Here is a 21,312-nt window from a genome sequence, read left to right on the forward strand (position 1 = left end):
GGCTTGAACGTCGATTACCACGCCATCCTCCCCGAGATCATCCTCGGGATCACCGTCCTCGCCGTCCTCGTCGTGGACCTCCTCAGGGTTCCGAAGTACTACACCGCAGTCGTCGGCCTGGTCGGGCTGTTCGCGGCGTTCGTTCCGGTCCTCACGCTCGGCTTTTGTGACAGTCTCGGTTTCTGCACCGAGACGGGGAACCGGATCATGTTCGGCGACTCGTACGTCGTGGACACGTTCGCTCTCGTGCTCAAGGGCCTGTTCCTCGGCTCGGCCTTCGTGGCAATGCTGCTGTCCGTCGGATACATCGAGAGCGACCGCTATTGGCAGGGCGAGTTCTACTTCTTGATGCTCGCATCGGTGCTCGGCGCCATCGTCATGGCGTCGAGTCGCGACCTGATCACGATCTTCGTCGGGCTCGAGCTCGTCACCGGGCCGACGTTCCTGATGGCGGGCTGGCGCAAGGGAGACGCCAAGTCGAACGAGGCCGCCCTGAAATATTTCATCATCGGCGTCCTCTCGGCCGCGTTGCTCCTGTTCGGGATGTCCCTCGTGTACGGGATGACGGCCGAGCTGACGTTCACGGGGATCAGGGCAGCCTCGGCCGCTTTCGTCGACGAGCCGCTGTTCATCGTCGGCGTGATCTTCACGCTGCTCGGTTTCGCTTTCAAGGTGTCGGCCGTGCCCTTCCACTTCTGGACGCCTGACACGTACGAGGGAGCGCCCATCCCTGTCACGGCGTACCTCTCCGTCGTCTCGAAGACTGCGGGGTTCGTCGGCCTTCTCACGATCTGCTTCCTGGCCTTCGCCGAAGTGGCGTCGCTGTGGGGCCCGGTGCTGTGGGTGCTGGCGGCGCTCTCGATGACGGTTGGCAACCTGGCCGCGCTGCGGCAGACGAACATCGTCCGCCTCCTCGGCTACTCCTCGATCGCCCAGGGTGGCTTCATCCTCGTCCCGTTCGGGGCAGCCGTCGCCTCCGACGTGACCGGCGCCCAGCTCGAGGAGGCCTTCTTTGCCTCGGTCACGTATCTGCTCATCTACGCCTTCATGAATCTCGGGGCGTTCGCAGTCGTCATCGCCGGCGCCAACAAGCTCGAGAGCGCCGAGATCGACGATTGGGCGGGCCTCTTCTCGTATAGCCCGGGGATCGCGACCATGCTCGCCGTCTTCTTCTTCTCGCTCGCCGGGATTCCCCCGCTCGCCGGGTGGTTCGCCAAGTTCGTCATGTTCCGCTCCGTGCTTTCGGTCGGTGGTGGGGCGGCGACCGCCCTGGCGGTGATCGCAGTCGTCAACTCGGTCATCGCCTTCGTGTACTACGCCAAGGTCGTGAAGTCGGCGTTCATGGATTCCGTGCCGGAGACCGTCCCCGCCGTCGAGATCGGTGGTCGTCCCATCGGTCCGAGCCTGCGTTTCGCCATGGTGCTCACCGTGATCGGGACGATCGCCATCGGGATCAACCCGTCCTGGATCGCCGACCTGGCGACCCTCACCAAGGACTTCGCCTCAGGGTTCTGATACCGGGCCGCCCGCCTACGCCGCCGTCCGGGGCGGACGGTTACTGGCGGCCATTGACATGCTCATATTGGAAACCGAACAACGATGGGAACGCCATTTGGAGGTACTGATGGCCAAACCTGTGCAACTCGCCGCCGCCGCCGGGTGGCAGCAGTGCTCTCGACCGGTTTCTAGTGTGACTTCGAACAGGGCCGCGCTCTTCACGATGGTCGCTGCCGTCGTTGTCGCCACATCGTGCGCCGTTGACTCGAGCCCAACCGTCGACGCCAACCCGCTGGCAGGAACCGCCTGGCTGGTTTCGTCGATTGATGGGCAACCACCGGTGGCGGGACGGACGCCGCTGGTTCGATTCGATGAGGACACCGTGACTGGGAGCGGGGGCTGCAACGACTTCGACGGCCGATATTCCCTCGATGGTGATCGGCTGATAGTGGTGAGCATCGGAACGACCGCAGACACATGCAGCGACCAGAAGGCCCAGGACCTCGAAGACGAACTCCTCAAAACCCTGCGAGAGGACCCCCGCTTCATTGCACTCGACGATGCGCTGACGCTTGTCGGCACGTCGTCCGAGATCGTGATTCGCCTCGTCCCGGCCGACTGACTCCTGGTGGTCCGTCCCGGAGGATTCCCGGCAACTGCTCCTCCGCCGGCGGTGCACGCCACGACGATCTTCTGACGCATCTGGGTCGTGGCGACCCTGCCTTCCTCTTCTGGGTCGCGAGCTCGCATCGCGACCTGCCACGGCGTCTGGAACACGGAGCGCCTCCTCGACACGGTGTGCGGCGGCACAGTATGGCTAGACCTTGGGGGGCTCGGAGGATGCCCGTCCCCGGCCTACGCGCTCCACCTCGCCGGGCGGCTCTGCCGGCGCCTCTAGCCGGCGCCCTCCACGGGCAACTCCACGCGAAACAGGGTACGACCGGGCTCGGACTCCACGGTGAGGTCTCCGTTGTGCTCGAGCACCACGATGTTCCTGACGATGTGGAGGCCCAGGCCGCTGCCGCTTCCCGGCGGCTTCGTGGTGAAGAACGTGTCGAAGATGCGCGGTCTGATCTCGTCGGGTATCCCGGGACCGTTGTCCTCCACCTCGATGACGACGGTGCCTTCACCCGGGCGGGTACGAACCGTGACCACGCCTCCGGCGACCTCGGACACCGCATCGACCGCATTGTCGATGAGGTTCGTCCACACCTGGTTCAGCTCTGTCCCGAGGGCGGTGATCTTCGGCAGGTCCTCGTCGAAGTCCCGTTCGAGGGTGACCTGGCGCAGCTTGTGGCCGAGGATGGCGATGGTGTCCTCGATGCCCCGCTGCACGTCGACGTCCTGCACCGGCGCCCGGTCGAGGTACGCGTAGGACTTGAGGCCGAGAGCAATCGTCGACACCCTGGCGGCCCCTTCTGCGATCTCGGCGGCGAGGCGCTTGGCGGCCGCGTCGGCGATGGCGGCACGGACGACCCGCTCAGCGGCCTCGCCGAGATCGGACCGCAGCTCCACCAGGTCCTCGGCTCGGAAACCGGCGGCAACCGCGTCCGGAGCGAGTGCCCACGCCTCGGGGACACCGAGCGAAGCAAGGGCTTCCTCGACGCCTGTCTCTTCGTCGCTGCGCTGCAGTGCGGACAGGGGAGGGCGCTCACGCTCGAGGATCTCCTTGGCGTGGTGGAAGGCCGCCACGACCTGACCGGCTCGCTCCTCATCCACCTCTGCACGCCACATCCCCGCCACGGCGTCGCCGTCTGCGTCGATGGCCGACCCGAGACCTTCTGCTGCTCGTTTGACGGCCGCGGCAGGGTTGTTCAGCTCGTGGGCGACACCGGCGGCGAGCGTCCCGAGCTGGGCCATTCGCTCGTTCTGGCGAATCTGCTCCTCGAGCTCTCTGGTTCGCGACACGAGGAGCTTGAACACCGCCCGGGATGCGGCAGCACTCGAATCGAGGAGGCGGTCGAAGTCGACCTTGTCGATGGCGAGGAGCCTCGTCTTGCCGCGCGCCCTCACCGTGGCGAGACGAGGGTGCCCCTGGAGGAGCGCCATCTCGCCGACCAGTCCGCCTTCCTCCGTGACTGCGATGAGCACGTCCCGCCGGTCCGACGCCTTCAACACCTCGACGGCGCCCTCCGTGACGACGTATGCGATTCGGCCCTCGTCGCCTTCGCGAAAGAGGACCTCGTCGTCCTCGAGCGTCATCTCGACCAGGCTCTCGCCGAGCAAGTCGAGATCGGCATCCGGGAGATCTGAGAAGAGGGGCACTCCCCGGAGTCGATCCCGGTCGATCTGGTTCACACCGTCTCCAGATAGCGGTGGATGAACGACACACAGATCGAGCCCTGGCCAACGGCCGAGGCAACCCGGCGCACTGCGCCGTGCCGCACGTCGCCGGCTGCGAAGATCCCAGGCACCGAGCTCTCGAGCAGGAATGGGTCGCGATCGAGGGGCCAGCCCTTCGGCCGACGGCCGTCGACCACGAGGTCGGAGCCGGTCACGATGAATCCTTGCGGGTTGCACTCGACGAGGGAGCGGCAGAAATCGCTGTGCGGGCGCGCCCCTACGAAGACGAAAACGCCGCTCGCCTGGCGCTGATCCTCGTCTCCCGTCGCCGCGTTGCGCAACGTGATCTTCTCGACGTGGCTCCCGCCGGACACCGACTCGACGACCGTGTTCGTGAGGACCTCGATGTTCTCACGGGCCTCGACCTGATCCACGAGATACGCAGACATCTTCTCGCCGATCGCCTCGGCGCGGACGACGATCGTCACCTTGGCCGCAAAGCGTGAGAACATCATGGCCGCCTGCCCTGCGGAGTTGGCGCCGCCGATGATGAACACCTCCTCGCCCCGGTAGTTGGCCGCTTCGGAAACGCTCGCTCCGTAGTACACCCCCGCCCCGGCGAAGTCGTCGTAGCCGGGCACGTCGAGCCTCCTGACCGTCATTCCGGAGGCGATGAGCAGGGCCCTGCCACGTACCTCGGCGCCGTCGCTCAGCTCGACGACGCGCATCGGCTCCTCGATCCGGACGGCGGCGACCTCGACCGGGCTGATGATCTCGGCGCCGAGTCGCTTCGCCTGGGCGGTGGCCCGCCTTGCGAGGTCGGCGCCGCTGATCCCGTTCGGGAACCCGAGGTAGTTCTCGATCTTGGAGCTGGTCCCGGCCTGGCCTCCCGTGGCCTCCCGCTCGATGACGGCGGTGTGGAGCCCCTCGGAAGCGCCGTACACCGCGCCTGCGAGGCCGGCCGGCCCAGCCCCGACGATGACGAGGTCGTAGAAGGCGTCGATCGGGGCCGTCTGGAGGCCGATCCTCGTGCCGAGCGCCCGTTTGTCAGGACGGGACAGGTGGTCGCCCTCGGGGAACGTGATGACCGGCAACTCGACGTCGGCACCGAGGACGTCCAGGAGCGACTTGCCTTCGGCGCGCTCCACGTCGATGAAGCGGTAAGGGACCTGGTTCAACGCCAGGAAGTCCTTGACCTCGTACGTGAGGGCAGACCAGCGAGGTCCGAGCACCCTCACTCCGTCGAACGGCGCCGGCCGATCCGCCGCCCAGTCGTCGAGCAGGTCGTCGAGGACCGGGTAGAGCCTGTCCTCGGGAGGATCCCATGGCTTCATGAGGTAGTGGTCGAGCCCGACGGTGTTGATCCCCTGGATGGCGACCTCGGTGTCGGCATAAGCAGTGAGAAGCACCCGCTTGGCGTCGGGGAAGGTCGGCTCCACCCGTCCGAGGAACTCGGTTCCCGAGATCTCCGGCATGCGCTGGTCGACCAGGAACAGGGCGATCTCGTCGCCGCGGCGCTTCAGCTCAGCGACCGTGTCGAGGCCGTCCGCCCCGCCGCCTGCCGCGATGATTCGATACGTGGCCCCGTACTGCGTGCGCAGATCCCGCTGCACGGCCGCCAGCACCTGAGGGTCGTCGTCGATCGCCAGGATCACCGGTTTCGCCACGTTCGCCCACCTCCGTCCCGTCGTGCACCGAGCGTCAGGTTATCGCCGCCGATGCCTGCCGGCCGCCGCCTCCCGCAGCGGACCGGGGGGCGCCTCGACGGCAGCACCGCGGCGAAGCTACAGGAGAGTTTCGGAGTACGTGAGCGCGATGGCGAGGTTGCGGAACACCTCGACCCTGGTGAACCGGTCGACTCCGTTCGCCCCGGTCTCCAATCCCCATCGTTCTCTGTGCTGGAGGTCTATCGCCGTCACGACGCCGAGCTCCTCGACCAGGACCAACCCGTCGTCGAGCTCGGGGAACGCCAGCGCAGCAGGCAGCTCACCGACGAAGACCTCTGATCCATCCTCGACCGCCAGGTGGTGAAGCCGGCTGTCGGAGTCGAGTAGATGGACCTCGTCGTGCTCGACCGCCGGCGGGGCGAGATACCCGGAGATCCCGTCGAGCTGGACCTGCCATTGCGGCTCGCCGGACGCGGCGTCCATGGCCGTGACGAGGCCCTCGTCCGTCGCGCCGAACAGGAGCCCGCCGTCTGACACCAGGACGTCGGCGTCGACGTCGGACTCCCAAACGGTGTCGCCACCCGTGACGGGCTTCACGATGATCCCGGCTCCTCCTGCGTACACCTGCGACTCGTCTGCGGTGACGGTCCGTAGAGGGGCGTTCTCGAACGGCAGGTCGAGGAGGAGGCCGCCCGTCGCCAGATCGAACGTCATGGCTCCGTAGCCCTCGACGGTCATCAGGATCCCCTGGCCGAAGACCCCCGCCACGACGCCGAACGGGATCGGAGGCTGCACGGACCACAATTCCTCACCCGTCGTCGGGTCGAGCGAAGCGAGAACGCCGAGCCCGTCGACGACCACGGCGCCCGGCGTCGCCGACACTCGCAGCGCAGTCGGCGAAACGACCCGGCGCCACTCCTGCCTGCAGGTGTCGGGGTCGAGAGCAGTGACGACTCCGTCGAGGGACCCGAGGAAGAGGAGCGAGTTGCCGATCGCCATCGAGATGAGCTCGCCGTTGAGCGGGATCGACCAGACGGCGTCGCCTCCCTCGACGGGATAGGCGGCCAGGACGACGTCGGTGATCTCGGCTCCCTCCGATGTCTCGCCGCCCAAAGCTGGACACGCCGTCCTGGTCGTGGTCGTGGTCGTGGCGGCCGTCGAGGCGGTCGTCTGCGTCGAAGTCGTGGCCTCGACGGCCGTCGAGGCGGTGGTCGCCGGGGATTGCATGGTTGCGACGGTGGTCGACGACGCAACGCCCGTTGTCGATGCGGGCGACGTGCACGACGCCAACAGGACCGTCATGGCGGCGAAGAGTCCTCGATTCACGCTCGAGACGTTATCTGCGATCGCCGTTGTCGCGGCGGCACCTACGCTTCCACGTCGTGGTCCTCGACTCGATCGCAGACGAGATCTCTCGGCATGGGCCCATTCCGTTCGAGCGATTCATGGCGCTGGCTCTCTACTCGCCGGACGGAGGATTCTTCTCTTCGGACGTCGTCCGGTCGACGCATCGCGGCGACTTCCTCACCAGCCCCGAGGTGAGCCCGTGGTTCGGCAGGACGCTGGCACGTCCCGTGGCGGCGGTCCAGCGCACGTTGGGTGGGCCTTTCACGCTCGTCGAGGCAGGTGCCGGGTCGGGCTCCCTCTTGCGGCCGCTCCTCGGAGCGCTCGAGAGGAGACCGGACGAAGTGCTTGCCGTCGAGGTGTCTCCCGCCGCCAGGGATGCGTTACACGACGTCGCCGATCGCGTGCTCGAAGCCATTCCCGAGGACCGGACGGTCGAGGGTGTCGTCGTTGCAAACGAGCTCGTCGACAACTTGCCGGTCAGCATCGTCGTCAGCGTCTCGGGGCGTTGGGAAGAGCGCTGGGTCGGCCTCGACGGCCGGCGTCTCGAGCTCGTCTCGGCTCCTGCCCGCCCCGATGTGGAGGTGTGGGCCGACAGGTTCGGCGGTCCGCCCGCTGACGGCGTCATCGTCGAGGTGCAGCTGGCGGCAGGCCGGTGGCTCGAACATGCGTTGCGATTCGTGGAGCGCGGAGCCGTCATCGTCTTCGACTACGGCGGCACAACCGAAGAACTGCAGCCCCGCCGGTCGACGGGGACTCTTCGCACGTACCGATCCCACCATCTCGGCCCCGATCCACTTCTCGAACCTGGAGCGACGGACATCACGGTCGACGTGAACTTCACGGCACTCGCCGACGTCGCAGCCGGCGCAGGAGCATCCGTCGAGATCCACCGTCAGGACGAGTACCTCGGCGCCAACGGTCTCCGCGACCGGTTGGCGGACCTGCGCAGGCGCGAGCTCGACCTCGCCAGGTCGGGTGACGAGTGGCAGCGGCTGGCGGTGCGTTCCGAGTTACGCGACGCCGAGACCATCATGCATCCCAGGGGCCTCGGGGACTTCAGGGTGCTCGTGGCCACCAAGGGAGGGAACTCTCTATGAGCCTGCGCCGTCCCATCGACGACGAGACGAGGAGGGAACCATGAGAATCCGATTGCTCGCCGTTGTCGCCGTCACCGCTGCTCTGCTGGCCGGATGCGGCGAATCCACGGACACACCAGGCACCACCACAGCGCCGACGACCACCGAGACGCCTGCCGACGACACGACAACCGTGCCACCTTCCACGACGGCGCCGCCGGTGGACACCACCGCACCGCCGGATGAGGATGGGGCCATGACCGGCCCGGTTGCCAAGGCGATCGCCGATCTCGCGGAGCGGCTCGACATCGACCCGGGCGAGATCGAGATATTGCTCACCGAGGACGTCGTCTGGCCGAACGGCGCCATCGGATGCCCCGAGCCCGGAGTCGGCTACACGCAAGCGCTCGTCGACGGCTGGCGTGCCGTCCTCGACGTCGACGGATCCCAGTACTTCTATCACGCCGCCCGCGACCAGGATCCCTTCTACTGCGAGAACCCGTCCGATCCGCTGCCGGGCGACCCCGACGCCTGACGGTCCGCGTACCCGAGCACCTTCTGCTCGGGTCCCGGTGCAGCCTCGGTCCGTAGCCGGCTCCGGTCGGTACCATTCGCATCAGATGCCAGGAGTTGGTGTGACGTCCCGTGAGGATCGCTCCAGGTGACGGTGCGCATCGTCGGCATCGTCATCGGGGTGCTCGTACTCGCGCTCACCCTCGTACTCCGCAGCCGGCAGCGGCTCTCGCGAGGCGACACCCTCCTGTGGATGGTCGCGGCCGGCGGGACGATCGCACTCTCGGTAGCGCCTGCTCTGGCCGACCTCTCCAGCTCGCTCTTCCGGCTCCCCAACAGGCTGTCCGCCACCCTCGTCGTCGTCACCGGCGTCATGGCGGCCATCCTGTTTCGGACGAGATCCCGGCTCCACCACCTGGAGGTTCGATTCGGGTCGCTCGTGCGGAACGACGCCGTCAAGTCGTTCCAACGCGAGAACGAGGACCCCGATCATCGCGACAGCGCTGCCGTCGTGATCGCAGCTTTCAACGAGGAGCAGGCGATCGGCGGGGTCCTCCATGACCTCCCGCCCGATGTCGAGGGATACACCCTCGATCCGATCATCGTCGTGGACGGAGGTGACGACGACACGGAGGGCGTTGTGAGAAGGGCCGGCTATTCGGTGGCGACCCACGGGGTCAACCGGGGACAGGGCGATGCCCTCCGCACCGGATTCGCGATCGCGCTGCAGAGGGGCGCCGACATCGTCATCACCATGGATGCCGATGGCCAGCACCGGCCGGATCAGCTCGAGGTGCTCCTCGCCCCGCTCCTCTCGGGTGAGGCCGACTACGTGCAGGGGTCGCGGTTTCTCGGTGATTACGACGACGCCGGCGGCGTCCGTGACGTGGGGATCAAGATCTTCACGAAGGTCATCAACTTGCTCGGCGATACGGAGATAACCGACTGCACGAACGGGTTCAGGGCCATCAGGGCGGAGAAGCTCGCCCTCCTCGACCTGAGAGAGGACCGGTTCAACGGACCCGAGATCATCATGGAGTCGGCGATGAAGGGCCTGCGCATGATCGAGGTGCCGGTGCACATTCGCCGTCGCAGCCACGGCGAGAGCAAGAAGCCGGCCCGCCTCGGCTATCCACTCGGATTCCTGGCGACGATCCTCAAGGTGTGGCTCCGCTCGTGAGCGTCACCGCCCGCTGCCCGACCGCCTCCTGAGCGGGTAGCGGTACCGCAACATGAGAGGCCAGGTCAGCACGGTCGTCGTGATTCGATCGCGACGCCCGATGCCGCCGATCCATTCGATGTCCTCGCTGAGGCGGACCGTGCCGACGTCGAAGCGGCTCGGGTTCCCCGAGATCGAGTGGCTCGGCTCCACTTCGAAATCGGTCGGTGATGTGAAGTCGGGGGCGACGGCCGTGCCGACCAAGTCTCCGATCGTTTGGAGCGTCGAGAGCGGGTCCGCGACGAAATCCTCGTATCTGATCCTCAGGTAGCGGCCCCTGCGCTTCGCTCCGAGCAGCTCAGCCATGAGATTCCACACGGTCCAACCTGCTGCGGTCTTCCACGCAGGATGAACGGCCATCAGACCGCCGCCCACGATGTCTGGGTTCACCTTCCTGCGCCGCCACGAGAACACGACTGCGCGCGGGTCGCGCACGAGGTGAACCACGTACACGTCGAGCGATGGGGCCTTCGTCAGGGCGAAGGCGTAGACCGGTCGCTTGGAGGAGTCGACGAGAACACCGGCATCGGCTACAGATGCGACGGCGCGATACAAGCGGTCGGTGCGGGACACGTATCGGCGCTGCGCTTCCGACGCCCGCCTCGTCCAATGCCGCCCGACCAACCGCAGTGGGCGCAAGCCCTCGAGTGTCGCCCGCCTCCCAGCCTCGTGGGCTGCGGCTGCCGCCTGCTCCTCGGCTGGTGAGAGCACGGCTCCCCAGAAAGGGCATTCGAGGAAGGGCTCGCCGCAGCCACAGAGCCGGTTCTGGGCGACGCCCCGCTCCCAGATCCAGTGGATCTCGCCGACGTTCGCCACGCCGTTCGCCGAGCCGAGCAAGTTGGCGAGAACCGTGCTGCCGTTGCGGCCCGAACCGAGCAGGAACAGGACGGGGAGAGGAGCATCGCTCATGGGTGGGGTCCGGAGCAGGCGATTCGTCGCAGCCTACCCGGGTGCCGTCTCCTCGCTCGGCTCCTCGGCGACGGCACGATCGCCTCTCCGCAAGACGGTGACGTAGCTGAGGCCTGCCATGACGGGGAAGAACGTGTACTGGAATGCACGCTGACCGACGATGAACAGCCCTACCGCCTCTGAGGATGCTCCACCGAGTGTGAGCAGGCCGACCCACCCGAGGTCCATGATCCCCAGTCCTCCAGGTGTGATGGCGGCGACGAGCGACAGCTGGACCCCCGCCCCTGCGAGCACGAACGTCCACAAGCTGATCGGCAGCTCGAGTGCCTCGGCGAGCGACCAGAACATCGCAGCGTTGAGCGCGTACCGAGCGAGGGTCGCCGCAGCCAGGATCGTCGCCTGGCGAGTCGTGAAGTGCTCGACCCGTGAGAGGCGAACCAGGCTTTCCGACCTGCGTCGGAAGAAGGCGCCCACGCCTCCGCCGCGGTTCCCGAGCCGGGTAGCCAGGGTGGCGAGAACCCCTGAGAACCACTGCACTGCCCTCCCGAGGTGGAGCATCGCCACCACGGAGGTGGTGACCGCGACCGCTCCGAACGCCACGGCCCAAACGCCCGCCCCCCCGAGCAGGAGGAGGCTCGGCACGAGCGCTGCGAGCAGCAGTGCCATGTCGAACAGCTGATCGAGGGCGACCGAGGCCGCCGCCACTTCCGGAGTGGTCCTGCCGACCCCGGTGAGGGTGACGAAGCGGACGCCGAGGTCGCTGGCCGTTCTGGGCACGACGAGCCCGAGGACTCGGCTGGTCATGAGGGCGGCCCAGTACTGGGGCCACCGCAGCGTCTCCCGGCCGGTGAGGCAGTTCGTGACGTACCCCCACCTGAACGTGCTGACGATGGTCACCCCGAAGCCGAGGAGGAACGCGACACCGATCCATGCCGGGTCGGCATCGACGATCGCACCGATGCGGCCTGCGCCCGTGACAGCGAGCACGAGAACGAACAGTGCGATCCCGAATGCGAGCATTGCGAGCCGTGGCCCTCGCCCCATGCGCGACCGTTCGCCGTCAGGAGATGGTCGCACTGGCCTTCGATCCGTCTGGCTCGTAGAGCCACACTCCGAAGTCGGCGACGACGTCGAGCACCAACTTCTGGTCTTCGCCGGTGAGCGTGTCGCGCCAGAAGAAGTCCGGCGGTATCGAGGCGCCTCCGGTCTCCTTGAGGCCTCCCTGGCCGTGCATCGTGCGCAACGTGGTCATCGCAGGGGTGAACAGGTACGTAGGAAGGATCCCCCTATCCTCGAGGCCGAGTTGATTCAGGGCACGCCGCGCCGCCTCGAACGGCTGGTCGTAGAAGTCCTCGTAGTGGAGGACGGCGATACCGAGCTTCTCGAGCTTCGGCAGGGCGACGGCGTGCGTGACAGCCCACATCGTTGCGATCCTCTCGACGTCGGATCTTGCCGGCCTGCGTCTCTCGAAGGCCTCCAGGGCCTCTGCGGTGGCGCCGTCGTGGACCGCGAAGGCGTTCCTGGCGAAGATCTCGTACGTGTCCGGCCAGCCGAACTCCCAGAAGTTCCTCCTTCTGAGGATGGACGCGACGACGGCGAGGGGATGCCGCACGACATACAGCATCCGCCGCCCGAAATGCTCGACGATCCAGTCGGGCGCCATCGGCGCTCGTATGGTCTTGAAGCCGAGTATCTCGACCTGCTCCCAGATCTCGCCGATCAGCGCCGGGTCGGTCTCGTGGAGCGGCCAGGGGAGGTGATTGCGCAGCAGCCAGGCGACGCGCTTCTCCTTGGCGAGCGCCGCATCGAGGTGCCGCGCCACCCGAGTCGACTCTTCTTCCGAGTACGCAGACCGGTAGGAGAGCTCCCGTGAGGCATCCATCACCTCGGGATGCCATGGCTCGAAGAGCAACGCCTGCCCCGAGGCCTTCGACACGATGTCCGAGAGCCACGTCGTACCGGACCGCCCGAAGCCGAGGATGGAGATGTGTGCGGGTGTGCCACTCATGGCGAGGAACCTCGAGTCTGAGGCGGGAGACCCTGCCCGCCGACTCTACCCGTGGCGCGGTCGCGGCAACCCGTGGGGCCGTCCCGGCTCATGGCGTGACCCTGTAGAGCCTGCTGCCTCCGCCGATCCTGCCGATCAGCTCCAGCCCGAGGGCCTCCTCGTCGAGTCGGTCGACCTGTTCCGAGTTGAGCACGACGAGGTCGGCGCCGTACTTGGCGAACATCCGCCTTCTCTCGTCGTCGGACGTCGGCCTGGCGAAGACGAGCCGGGCTTCGCTGAATCGCTCGTATGCCTCGTCTCTTCGCGAGGATGGAAAGGCGTTCGACATGCTCGTCAGGCCGCGAAACGAGACCACCTCGATGTCTCGGTACGCCGACGCGGCCGCATCGGCGACCTCGTTGTTGGCGAGGAGCACGCCCTCCTCTCCCTCGAGCGCCGCCACCTGACGCGCCAGGCGCCGGTCTCCGGCGGGCGGTCCGGTTCGGAGGTGGTGCCTGTGCGACGAGAGGGCGAAGGTCAGCACGAGCAGGCCCGCGACGGCGACGGCGCCGGGGACTCTCCAGCGCGATGGCGCCCTCATCAGCGAGATGAGCCAGGCGACGGCGAACGGGACCGGCATCAGCCACGCGAACCGCCACAGTTGCCAGGGTGTGATGAATCGGCCGACTGCCGCGGCGAACGGGGGCAGCACGAAGACCGAGACGGCGGCGGCGGTCGAGGCGAGGATCCACCACGCAGCAGGGTCGCCACGGCGCCGGAAGATCACAACCCCGACGGCGAGCAGGACGAGGAGGTTAGCCGGATTCCCGAGCAAGCTCCAGTGGGCGATCGGGAAGCCGTTGCCCAGAAAGGCGACGCGCCGCCTATCGGAGATGGCGTGTCCGCTCACGAAGACGGCGGCGACGCTTGCTCCTTCCGTGTTGCGGATCGTCAGGCGGCGAGGCTCCCAGATGTCGATCGGGCCGATGTGCACCGTCGGCTGCGCTATCTCGGAGAGGCGCTCGACGTCGCCGATCCTCGTCCCGTGCCGCTCACCGATCGACGACGCGGCCGCCGCGGTCAACACGAATGGCACGATCGCCACGAGCGACCAGACGACCATGCTCCTCTCGAGCTGCCGGGCAGCCAGCGCCTCGACCACCCGGAAGGCGACGAAGGCGGTCACGGCGAGGACCGCGACGACCGGGTGGACGAACATCAAAGCCCACAGCGCCACGGCCGCGACCACCGTCCGCAGCGCCCGAGGCGGACGGGTCGCCGAGATGAGAAGGGCGACGACGGTCGGCAGGAACACGACCAGGGCGGCGTACTTGTTCTGAGCGATCGACTGGTACCAGAACTTGAAGACCGACTTGATCGAGTCGCTCGTCAGCAGTGGGACGACGAGCGCCGAGATTGCGGCCAGCTCCGCGAGGCGTCTGTCGTCGGAGAGCACCCTCGCCAGCCCGTAGAGCGCCGACGCGCCGAGGACGAGCAGCATCGGCGGCAGGATGTCGAAGTAGACGCCGGCGGGATCGGCGTCACCCAGGTGGGCGATGACGCCGGTGAGTCCCGTCCACCCGTCGAGGCGCCACCGAGGCGGGAGCGGGACGTCACCGGTCAGGAACGGATTCGACGTCGGGAACCCGGCTCCCTCGGCGAGCGGCCTCATGAATCCGAGGTAGGTGACGTCGTCGCCCGAGTCGTGCCAGGTCATCACCCTGTACACCAGGGCCGCCACCCCGGCGACCACCACCGCGACATCCCAGCGGCCCCACGGCGCCAACGCCGGGCCTTCCCGGTCGCCGGCGAATACGCCGAGCACGACCAGCACGCCGAGCAGGTACCACTCGGTTGCGAAGGCGTCGAGCCCGAAGGACACGGTTGCCGCCAGCACCGGGCTGACCACGGCGAACGAGAAGACGATCCACACCCCCGGAAGGGCCAGGGGGGCGTCGGGGACGACGCCGTCCGGAAGGAGCCTCCACACGAGCCAGCCGGGCGCCAAGAGCATGACGAGCGCGGCGAGCACCCCGCCGGGCACCCCTCCGACGAGGTCGAGGAGCAGGATACCGAGCGCCACGGCGGGTGCGAGGTGCAGTGCACGCTTCGGGAGATCTGGCCCGGCTCGGGATCGCTCGCTCGTCTGGGACCGACTCGGGCCGTTCATCCGCTTGGTTCGGGTGAAGACATGATGGCGGGTGCCAGCATATGTCGGACCGTGGCGTGTGCAGGATCGAGCGTCACAGGTGAAGAGCCGCCACAGCCACCTCGACGACGGCGAGGCGGGCGTTGTGATCGGCTCCCGAAAGTGGAGCGCCCCCTCGCGAGGGGGCGCTCCCACCGTCGTGTCGAGGCGACCCGGTCGTCAGCCTCCTATGTGATCGGTGGCTCTCACCCAAGCCTTGCGCTGGCGCAAGACTGCGAGCTTCGGCTTGCCGTTGGCTGCCGCCGTGTCGGCCTTGGCGAGCTTCTTCTGCGCCTTGGCGATCTGATCGTCCGGGGCGCCGACCGCGATCGCTTGCTCGATCGCCGCCGCGGCGACGGCCCTGGTGGCTGCGACGAGCTGGTCGATGTGGTCGCCCAGATCCTCACCGTTCACCTTCTGCATGGCGTTGATCGCATACTTGACCTTGTTGAACACCCGCTTGCCGTCCGGGACGACGAGCGTGTCCCCATCCACCCAGAACTTGGCCTTGGTGGCTGCCTTGAGGCGGTTCCTCGCCTTGAGCGTCCTGGCGGTGTCGACCTCGTTCAGCTCGCCACTGTCGAGGAGGTCCTTGAGGGCCTTCTTGACCGACTTGATCGCCTGCAACGGCGTGCTGACGAAGACGTCGACGCTGGTGTTCTCAGGCTGGCTGCCCGGGTTGTCCGTGTCGTGCGTCACCTGGTTGGTGAGGACACCGATGGCGTCGCTGTCGACCGTCACGTCATACGAGATCTCGACGGGGTCGAACGACGGGCCGACCCAGTCCAGGCACACCTGGAAGCCGTTGCTGATGACGCCGGCCGTGTCGCCGTTGTTCAGCAGGGCCACGGCTTGAGTGCCGCCGACGCTCTCGGCGCCAATGGTCGCCGGGTTCGGATTGATCGAGATGTTGTCGTACGCGTAGACCACCTCGTAGAACCCGGGCGTATCGTCGACGGCTCTAGCCATCACGATCTCGAAATCGGCCACCGAGCTCGTCTCTCCGAAGAGGACGACGTCGTCGTACTCGACGATCGCCACGCCGCCGGGAGCGCCCGCCGTGGCGAGCGTCACGCCCGCATTGGCTCCTGCGTCGTAGGCGATCTCGAAGTCGTGCCACAGAGCAGCTGCGACGTTGTTCGGCGCAGCGGCGTCCGGGATGCTCTGCGCTACCCAGGGCTGGCCTGCGTAGTTCGAGCCGACGTCGAAGATCCCGAAACCGTCGTCCGTGAAGCCCATCCCCACGTACGACTCGCCGTAGAACGCGAACGGGTCACCCGAAGCGAAGGCGGTGAAGGCCACCGTGTCGCCTGAGATGCCTGCGTCGGTCGCGAACCCGAAGTCCTCCAGGTTCACGTAGCCGCCGAATCCCGTGTCGCACAACGGGTCGCCTGCACTCGTGGTCACGACGTAGTCCCCGGCGGCCAGCGCCGGGCTCGGGAGCACTCCCGTCCACTCGAGCAGTCCGTCGGTCACCGTGGCCCCGTTCGTCGCCGAACCGTCCACGTAGGTGAGGCCGGTGGGAATCGAGTCGGTGATCGTGTACTCGAGGTCCTCGACCGTGACGTTGGGCTGCACCGTGATCGTGTAGGTCAAGGTGTCGCCGGGCGCCGCAGTCGTGCTGGACACCGACTTCGTCACGTCGTCGGCCTTGCGGGTCAAGGTGACGGGGATCGTCCCGATGTTGCCCGGGTTGCCTGGGTCGGTTCCCAGCGAGAAGGCGCCGTAGTAGACGTCGCCTTCCTGGAGGCTCGGGATGTCCCAGAACACTCGGACGTCGAAGGGATCGAGCTGTGGCACCGTCGCCGGGCCCTCGACCGTCATGTTGCCCGCGTCCGTACCGTCGTTGACGGCGGTCGCCAGCGTGAACCCGTCGGGAGGCGAGGCGGAGGCTCCCCAGTTCTGGATGATGACCCACCAGGTCCCCTCGTCGGGGTTGTCGACGGTGCACGACTCGAGCGCCGTGCCGGATGCGCTCACGCAGACTTCCTCGAGCTCGCTCGGGATGCCGTCGCCGTTCGTATCGAACCCGACGAACATGTCGAGGTCGGGCGCCTCGGACGTCAGCACGTCGGCGTGGAGCGATGTCGCTCCGGCCGGGACGCTGACCAGCTTCACCAGCACCCCGTCCGACAGGTCGTCGTACGGGCTGCCGTTGTCGCTGTCCTGATCGAGGCTGCCTTCTTCGACGTCCGCCGCGGCTAGTCCGTCGACCGTCACGGTGAGATCCGTGATCTCGAGGGCCGTGATGTCGTTGACGGGCCACGATCCGGCGTTACGCCGCGTCATGATGTCGACCGCGCCGGGCAGGTCGCCCGTCGTGGGCTGCACCGCGACCGGCATGTGGGCCATCGGCACGTCACTCCCGCCCGTACCCGAGCCTTCCGGCTCGAACTCGACCAGGCCGAAGTGGTACGTGTCGGACTGCGCACCGGTCACGTCGGCGGTGATCGTGATCTCCTGCGACTCGCCGGCGCCGAGCGTGAACTCCGCCGGCGTCACCGACAGGGCCACCCCGCCCTCAGCCGAGGTCGTGACGTTCCACGTCTCGGCGACCGTCGCCGTGACCGTACGCGTCCACGAGCAGCCGAGCACGCACGCCGCGTTCGACATCGACGCCAGGTTGAGCTGGGTCGGGTCCCCGCCGAGCGCCGGGTCGGCGCCTTGGTAGTTGCCGAGCGACTCGTCGAGTACCAGACCGGCGTTGGCGGCGTCGAACAGCTGCACGCGCCCGCCGCCGATGTCGAACCAGTCGGCCGGCGTCGCGCCGTCTTCCTTGACGACGCCGGTGTTCTTACCGGTGGTCATGAGCGCCGACTCGACCATCGCCGGCGTCCAGTCGGGATGCAGCGACATGAGCAGCGCCGCCGATCCGGCGACATGCGGGCTCGCCATGGAAGTGCCGCTGTTGAAGCCCCAGCTGACCTCGCCGCCGACACCGTTGGCGGCGATGATGTCGACGCCCGGGGCGCCGACGCTCGGGGCGATCGTGTCTGCCGACCGATTCGGCCCCCGTGAGCTGAAGCCGGCCATGATGTCGCCGTTGGCGTCGGCGACGTTCACCGTGGCGCCCGTGATCGTCGCTGTGTGCCCTGTTCCGCTGGCGAGCCAGGTCTCGAGGGTTGCACCGTCTGATGCGGTGATGTGGACGCCGGGCAACTCGTGTGCATCGCCGACGAGGCCGCCGCCGTCGTCGACGAGGACGAAGCCGCCTGCTCCTGCTGCCAGGACGTTGGCTCCCTTCTCGACGCGGCCGAACACCCCGCGATCGCACACGACGATCTCGCCGCTGAATGTGCCGGCAGGCCATGGCGACACGAAGTCGCCGAGGGCGCCCACGCCGCACAACTCAGGATTGGCCGTGAGGCCGGACGGAACGTCACCTGCGTACAGGATCGGGGCCGGTCCATACCCGCTCGTGAATCCAACGCCCAGGATGTCTGCGGGGGCAGCGGTGTCCCCACCCGACATGTCGACGAGAGAGTTGTCGTACTTGCGGTCGTGCGTGAGGGCAGCGACGTGGGTCATCCACGGGGCCATGGGTGAGCCGACCGTGGCGGCGCCGGGGCCCTCGTTGCCAGCCGAGTGGGCGACGAATACGCCTGCGGCCCTGGCGTTGAGGAACGCCAGATCATCCGAGTCTGCCCACGGGTTGCCGGGCGTCTCGCTGCCGATCGAGTAGTTGATGACGTCGACGCTGTCGGCGATCGCCTGGTCGATGGCAGCAAGGATCGCCGCCGTCTCGCAGGACTCGCCGGGGCAGACGTCGTAGGAGATGACGTTGGCGTGCGGAGCAACCCCGCTGATCGTCGGGTTGATCGTCAATGTCGGCGCCGCCACCGTTGCGTTGACGAGGTTGCCTGCCGCTGTGCTCGCGGTGTGCGAGCCGTGGCCGTCCTCGTCCGTGGGTCCGGCGCCGGTCGTGAAGTTGTACGCACCGACGAGCTTGTTGTTGCACGTGAACCCGGGCTGGAAGTCCGGGTCCGCCGGGTCGCAGACGCCGACGAAGTTGCCGGCTCCGAACGGGTTGACGTGCACGTAGCCGTCGACAGGACCGACCTCGGCGAACGATGGGTTGAGCGGGTTGATACCGGTGTCGAGGACGCCGACGAGGATCCCCTCACCCTGCGTCGACACGCCGGTGGCGCTGCCGTCCCAGATCGAAGGGGCGCCGATCCATTGCGGTCCGTGGTCGGTGTCGAGACGGTGGATCCGCTGGGGTGCCACGTCTGCGACGCCCGGCATGCGGAGGACACGCGCCGCTTCGTCCGGTGTGAGGGAGACGGCGAGTCCGTTCGTCGCGATGAAGTACTCGAACTCGGCGTCGACGGCACGCCCCAGGTCGCGACGCATGCGATCGAGGAGCTTGGCGTGCGCCAGCTCGAGGTGGTCGCGATACGCCGTCGCCGGAGCCGAATCGACGTCGAGCCGGTCGGCACCGGTTGCCTGGATGCTTGTTGGCTTGAGATTCCCGACACCGCCGTCGTAGGTTGCGACGGGGGCGTCGTCGAGGCTGACGATGAAGATACCGGCGGAGAGGCCCTTGAACGGGTTCTCGCTGGCGATCTTCGCATCAGCTCTCTCGAGATCGTCCCCTGAGAGTGGCGCGGCGCCGGCCGCAGCCGGTACCAGCGCGATCATCGAGGCGATCATTGCGAGCGCGGCAAGTACCGCGAAGGTCCGTCTTGACACGGATGTCCATCCTCCCCTAGCGGACGCTTCTGTTAGGCGGAGCGGGGGCAAGCCCGATCCAACACTCCACGTTTGAACACTAGCGATCACCGCGAGAACGCGGCAAGTGGTCGCGGCGGCGACGCGGCGCGTTCGCGCGGTGGGGCTGCGGTGTGCGCGGGCCCGCCCGAACCTGCGACGCCAGGCGCGGTCGCATCACTAGCGGCCACGGGCGGATACGATTCCGTCCATGAACAACAACTTGAAGACCGTTGGGCTCATGGGCCTCCTCGGCGGTCTGCTCGTGGCGGTCGGCTGGGCGCTCGGTAGCCAGGGCGGTGCCGTCATCGCACTCGCCATCGCGGCAGCCCTGAACCTCGCGATCTACTTCTTCTCGGACAAGATCGCGCTCGCCTCCAGCAGGGCCAAGCCGGTCACCGAGGCCGAGCTCCCGAACGTGTACTCGATCGTCCGATCGCTGGCGCAACGCGAGGGCATGCCGGACCCGCGCATCTTCCTCATCCAATCGCAGCAGCCGAACGCCTTCGCCACCGGCCGCAGCCCGCGTCACGCAGCCGTGGCGGTGACGAGTGGCATCGTCGACCTCATGTCGTACCAGGAGCTCGAGGGGGTGCTCGCCCACGAGCTGTCGCACGTGAAGAACCGCGACATCCTCATCTCGTCGATCGCCGCCACGGTCGGAGCCGCCCTGTCGTTCCTGAGCAGGATGGCGTTCTGGGGCGGCATGGGCCGCAACGACAGGAACAACCCGCTCGGAGCGATCGGCGCCATCGTGGCCATCATCGTTGCGCCACTCGCGGCGATGGTCATCCAGTTCGCCATCAGCCGTTCCCGCGAGTTTCAAGCCGATCGCTCGGGAGCGCAGCTGACCGGCTCGCCGATGGCACTGGCCGCGGCGCTCGCCAAGCTGGAGGCGGGCACGTCGCGGATCCCGATGGAGGTGAACCCTGCCATCTCGCAGCTGTTCATCGCCGACCCCCTCAAGGCCTTCGGGCGCCGCGGCGGTCGCATGGGCGGGGTCGCCAAGATGTTCTCGACGCACCCTCCGATCCCCGAGCGCATCGCACGCCTCGAGGAGATGGCGATGGGCATCCGGTGACGCCCGGGAGCCGAGTCGCCCCACTCCGGCCGATGTAACCTGTCGGGCCGAGCCGGGATGCCCGAGCGGCCAAAGGGAGCAGACTGTAAATCTGCCGGCTATCGCCTACGGAGGTTCGAATCCTTCTCCCGGCACTGGGCTCGGCCCGCCACCGGGCCGCCCCGTCACTTGGCCCGGCCCGTCACTGGGCCGCCTCGTGACTGGGCCCGGCCGGTCACTGGGCCGCCTCGTCAGTGGGCAGGCTCGGTCGCCGGCCGCCTTCGAGGGTGTGGGTGGCCGGCAGCCGGCGGCCGACGTTTAGAATCGCTCGGCTCGTGCGGAACCGCCGGGCCTGCGGAAACGCCCCCTTAGCTCAGTGGCAGAGCACTTCCATGGTAAGGAAGGGGTCCCGGGTTCAAATCCCGGAGGGGGCTCGGCCTCCGCCTGGAGGAGCGTGGTACGCCTTGCGTGCTGACCGGACGTCTTGCCCGGTTGGGACTGTGGGCGTTTCAGGTTCAAATCCCGGAGGGGGCTCGGCCTCCGACGGGCGCGAGCCGGCTCCCGGAGGAGGGCCCGCGAAGTGACGAACGAGGAACGGCAGCCGATCGAGGCGGCGTAGCTCAGTCGGTAAGAGCGCTCGACTCATAATCGAGAGGTCGGCGGTTCAAGTCCGCCCGCCGCTACGGAAATCGAGATACGACAAGGAGTCACCCACCATGGGTAAGGAGAAGTTCGAGCGGACGAAGCCGCATGTGAATGTGGGGACGATGGGTCATATTGATCATGGGAAGACGACGTTGACGGCTGCGATTACGAAGGTGTTGGCGGAGGCGGGGTCGGGGTCGACTCGGTTTAC

At 67.5% G+C, this 21,312-nt stretch carries 15 protein-coding genes and 3 tRNA genes; 10 read left to right on the forward strand and 8 right to left on the reverse strand.

The window, feature by feature from the left end; translation table 11 throughout:
- The first annotated feature begins 3 nt into the window (after positions 1–3).
- Together VGC47_11050 and VGC47_11055 are read left to right on the forward strand one after the other, a co-directional pair.
- A complete protein-coding gene (locus VGC47_11050; protein ID HEX9855843.1) occupies positions 4–1,515 on the forward strand; it encodes an NADH-quinone oxidoreductase subunit N in 1,512 nt (503 codons plus the stop codon).
- Between the two features lie 109 nt (positions 1,516–1,624).
- Positions 1,625–2,119, forward strand: a complete 495-nt coding sequence (locus tag VGC47_11055) for an META domain-containing protein (protein ID HEX9855844.1) — start codon at positions 1,625–1,627, stop codon at positions 2,117–2,119.
- 272 nt (positions 2,120–2,391) lie between these two features.
- On the opposite strand, the gene VGC47_11060 is transcribed toward VGC47_11055, so the two are convergent.
- From VGC47_11060 to VGC47_11070, 3 genes are all read right to left on the reverse strand, one after another.
- Positions 2,392–3,795: an ATP-binding protein gene (locus VGC47_11060; protein ID HEX9855845.1), complete on the reverse strand. Its 1,404-nt coding sequence runs from the start codon at positions 3,793–3,795 to the stop codon at positions 2,392–2,394.
- On the reverse strand, positions 3,792–5,447 hold the full coding sequence (locus VGC47_11065) for an FAD-dependent oxidoreductase (GenBank protein HEX9855846.1): 1,656 nt from the start codon (positions 5,445–5,447) through the stop codon (positions 3,792–3,794). The genes VGC47_11060 and VGC47_11065 overlap by 4 nt, the downstream gene beginning before the upstream one ends.
- Before the next feature lie 117 nt (positions 5,448–5,564).
- Entirely contained in the window at positions 5,565–6,773 is a 1,209-nt protein-coding gene (locus VGC47_11070) for a PQQ-binding-like beta-propeller repeat protein (GenBank protein ID HEX9855847.1), read from the reverse strand.
- Between the two features lie 56 nt (positions 6,774–6,829).
- Between VGC47_11070 and VGC47_11075 the strand changes: the two genes are divergently transcribed.
- From VGC47_11075 to VGC47_11085, 3 genes are all read left to right on the forward strand, one after another.
- Complete coding sequence (locus tag VGC47_11075; GenBank protein HEX9855848.1) at positions 6,830–7,891, forward strand: SAM-dependent methyltransferase; 1,062 nt, start codon at positions 6,830–6,832, stop codon at positions 7,889–7,891.
- Positions 7,892–7,931: 40 nt separating this feature from the next.
- Positions 7,932–8,405 (forward strand): hypothetical protein, encoded by a 474-nt coding sequence (locus tag VGC47_11080; protein HEX9855849.1) that lies wholly within the window; start codon positions 7,932–7,934, stop codon positions 8,403–8,405.
- Positions 8,406–8,531: 126 nt separating this feature from the next.
- Entirely contained in the window at positions 8,532–9,563 is a 1,032-nt protein-coding gene (locus tag VGC47_11085; GenBank protein HEX9855850.1) for a DUF2304 family protein, read from the forward strand.
- A gap of 3 nt (positions 9,564–9,566) precedes the next feature.
- Here the strand turns inward: VGC47_11085 and VGC47_11090 are convergent, their stop codons facing one another.
- From VGC47_11090 to VGC47_11110, 5 genes are all read right to left on the reverse strand, one after another.
- Complete coding sequence (locus VGC47_11090; GenBank protein ID HEX9855851.1) at positions 9,567–10,511, reverse strand: sulfotransferase; 945 nt, start codon at positions 10,509–10,511, stop codon at positions 9,567–9,569.
- A 33-nt stretch (positions 10,512–10,544) separates the two neighbouring features.
- The gene (locus VGC47_11095) at positions 10,545–11,555 is read right to left on the reverse strand and encodes a lysylphosphatidylglycerol synthase transmembrane domain-containing protein (GenBank protein HEX9855852.1); all 1,011 of its coding nucleotides are present in this window, start codon (positions 11,553–11,555) and stop codon (positions 10,545–10,547) included.
- Positions 11,556–11,571: 16 nt separating this feature from the next.
- Positions 11,572–12,519 (reverse strand): sulfotransferase, encoded by a 948-nt coding sequence (locus VGC47_11100; protein HEX9855853.1) that lies wholly within the window; start codon positions 12,517–12,519, stop codon positions 11,572–11,574.
- 88 nt (positions 12,520–12,607) lie between these two features.
- Positions 12,608–14,581, reverse strand: coding sequence for a hypothetical protein (locus VGC47_11105; protein ID HEX9855854.1), 1,974 nt, complete (start codon positions 14,579–14,581; stop codon positions 12,608–12,610).
- A 285-nt stretch (positions 14,582–14,866) separates the two neighbouring features.
- Positions 14,867–19,378, reverse strand: coding sequence for a S8 family serine peptidase (locus VGC47_11110; protein HEX9855855.1), 4,512 nt, complete (start codon positions 19,376–19,378; stop codon positions 14,867–14,869).
- Positions 19,379–19,607: 229 nt separating this feature from the next.
- On the opposite strand from VGC47_11110, the gene VGC47_11115 reads away from it, so the two are divergent.
- From VGC47_11115 to VGC47_11135, 5 genes are all read left to right on the forward strand, one after another.
- Positions 19,608–20,477 carry a M48 family metalloprotease gene (locus VGC47_11115; protein ID HEX9855856.1) on the forward strand — a complete coding sequence of 290 codons (870 nt, stop codon included), beginning with the start codon at positions 19,608–19,610 and terminating at the stop codon, positions 20,475–20,477.
- Between the two features lie 51 nt (positions 20,478–20,528).
- A tRNA-Tyr gene (locus VGC47_11120) sits at positions 20,529–20,611 on the forward strand.
- 207 nt (positions 20,612–20,818) lie between these two features.
- Positions 20,819–20,890 (forward strand) — tRNA-Thr (locus tag VGC47_11125).
- Positions 20,891–21,065: 175 nt separating this feature from the next.
- A tRNA-Met gene (locus VGC47_11130) sits at positions 21,066–21,139 on the forward strand.
- 33 nt (positions 21,140–21,172) lie between these two features.
- A partial coding sequence (locus VGC47_11135) for a GTP-binding protein (GenBank protein HEX9855857.1) occupies positions 21,173–21,312 on the forward strand: 140 nt, incomplete at its 3' end.

The sequence above is a fragment of the Acidimicrobiia bacterium genome (genome assembly GCA_036396535.1).
Lineage (GTDB): Bacteria > Actinomycetota > Acidimicrobiia > Spongiisociales > UBA5794 > DASWKR01.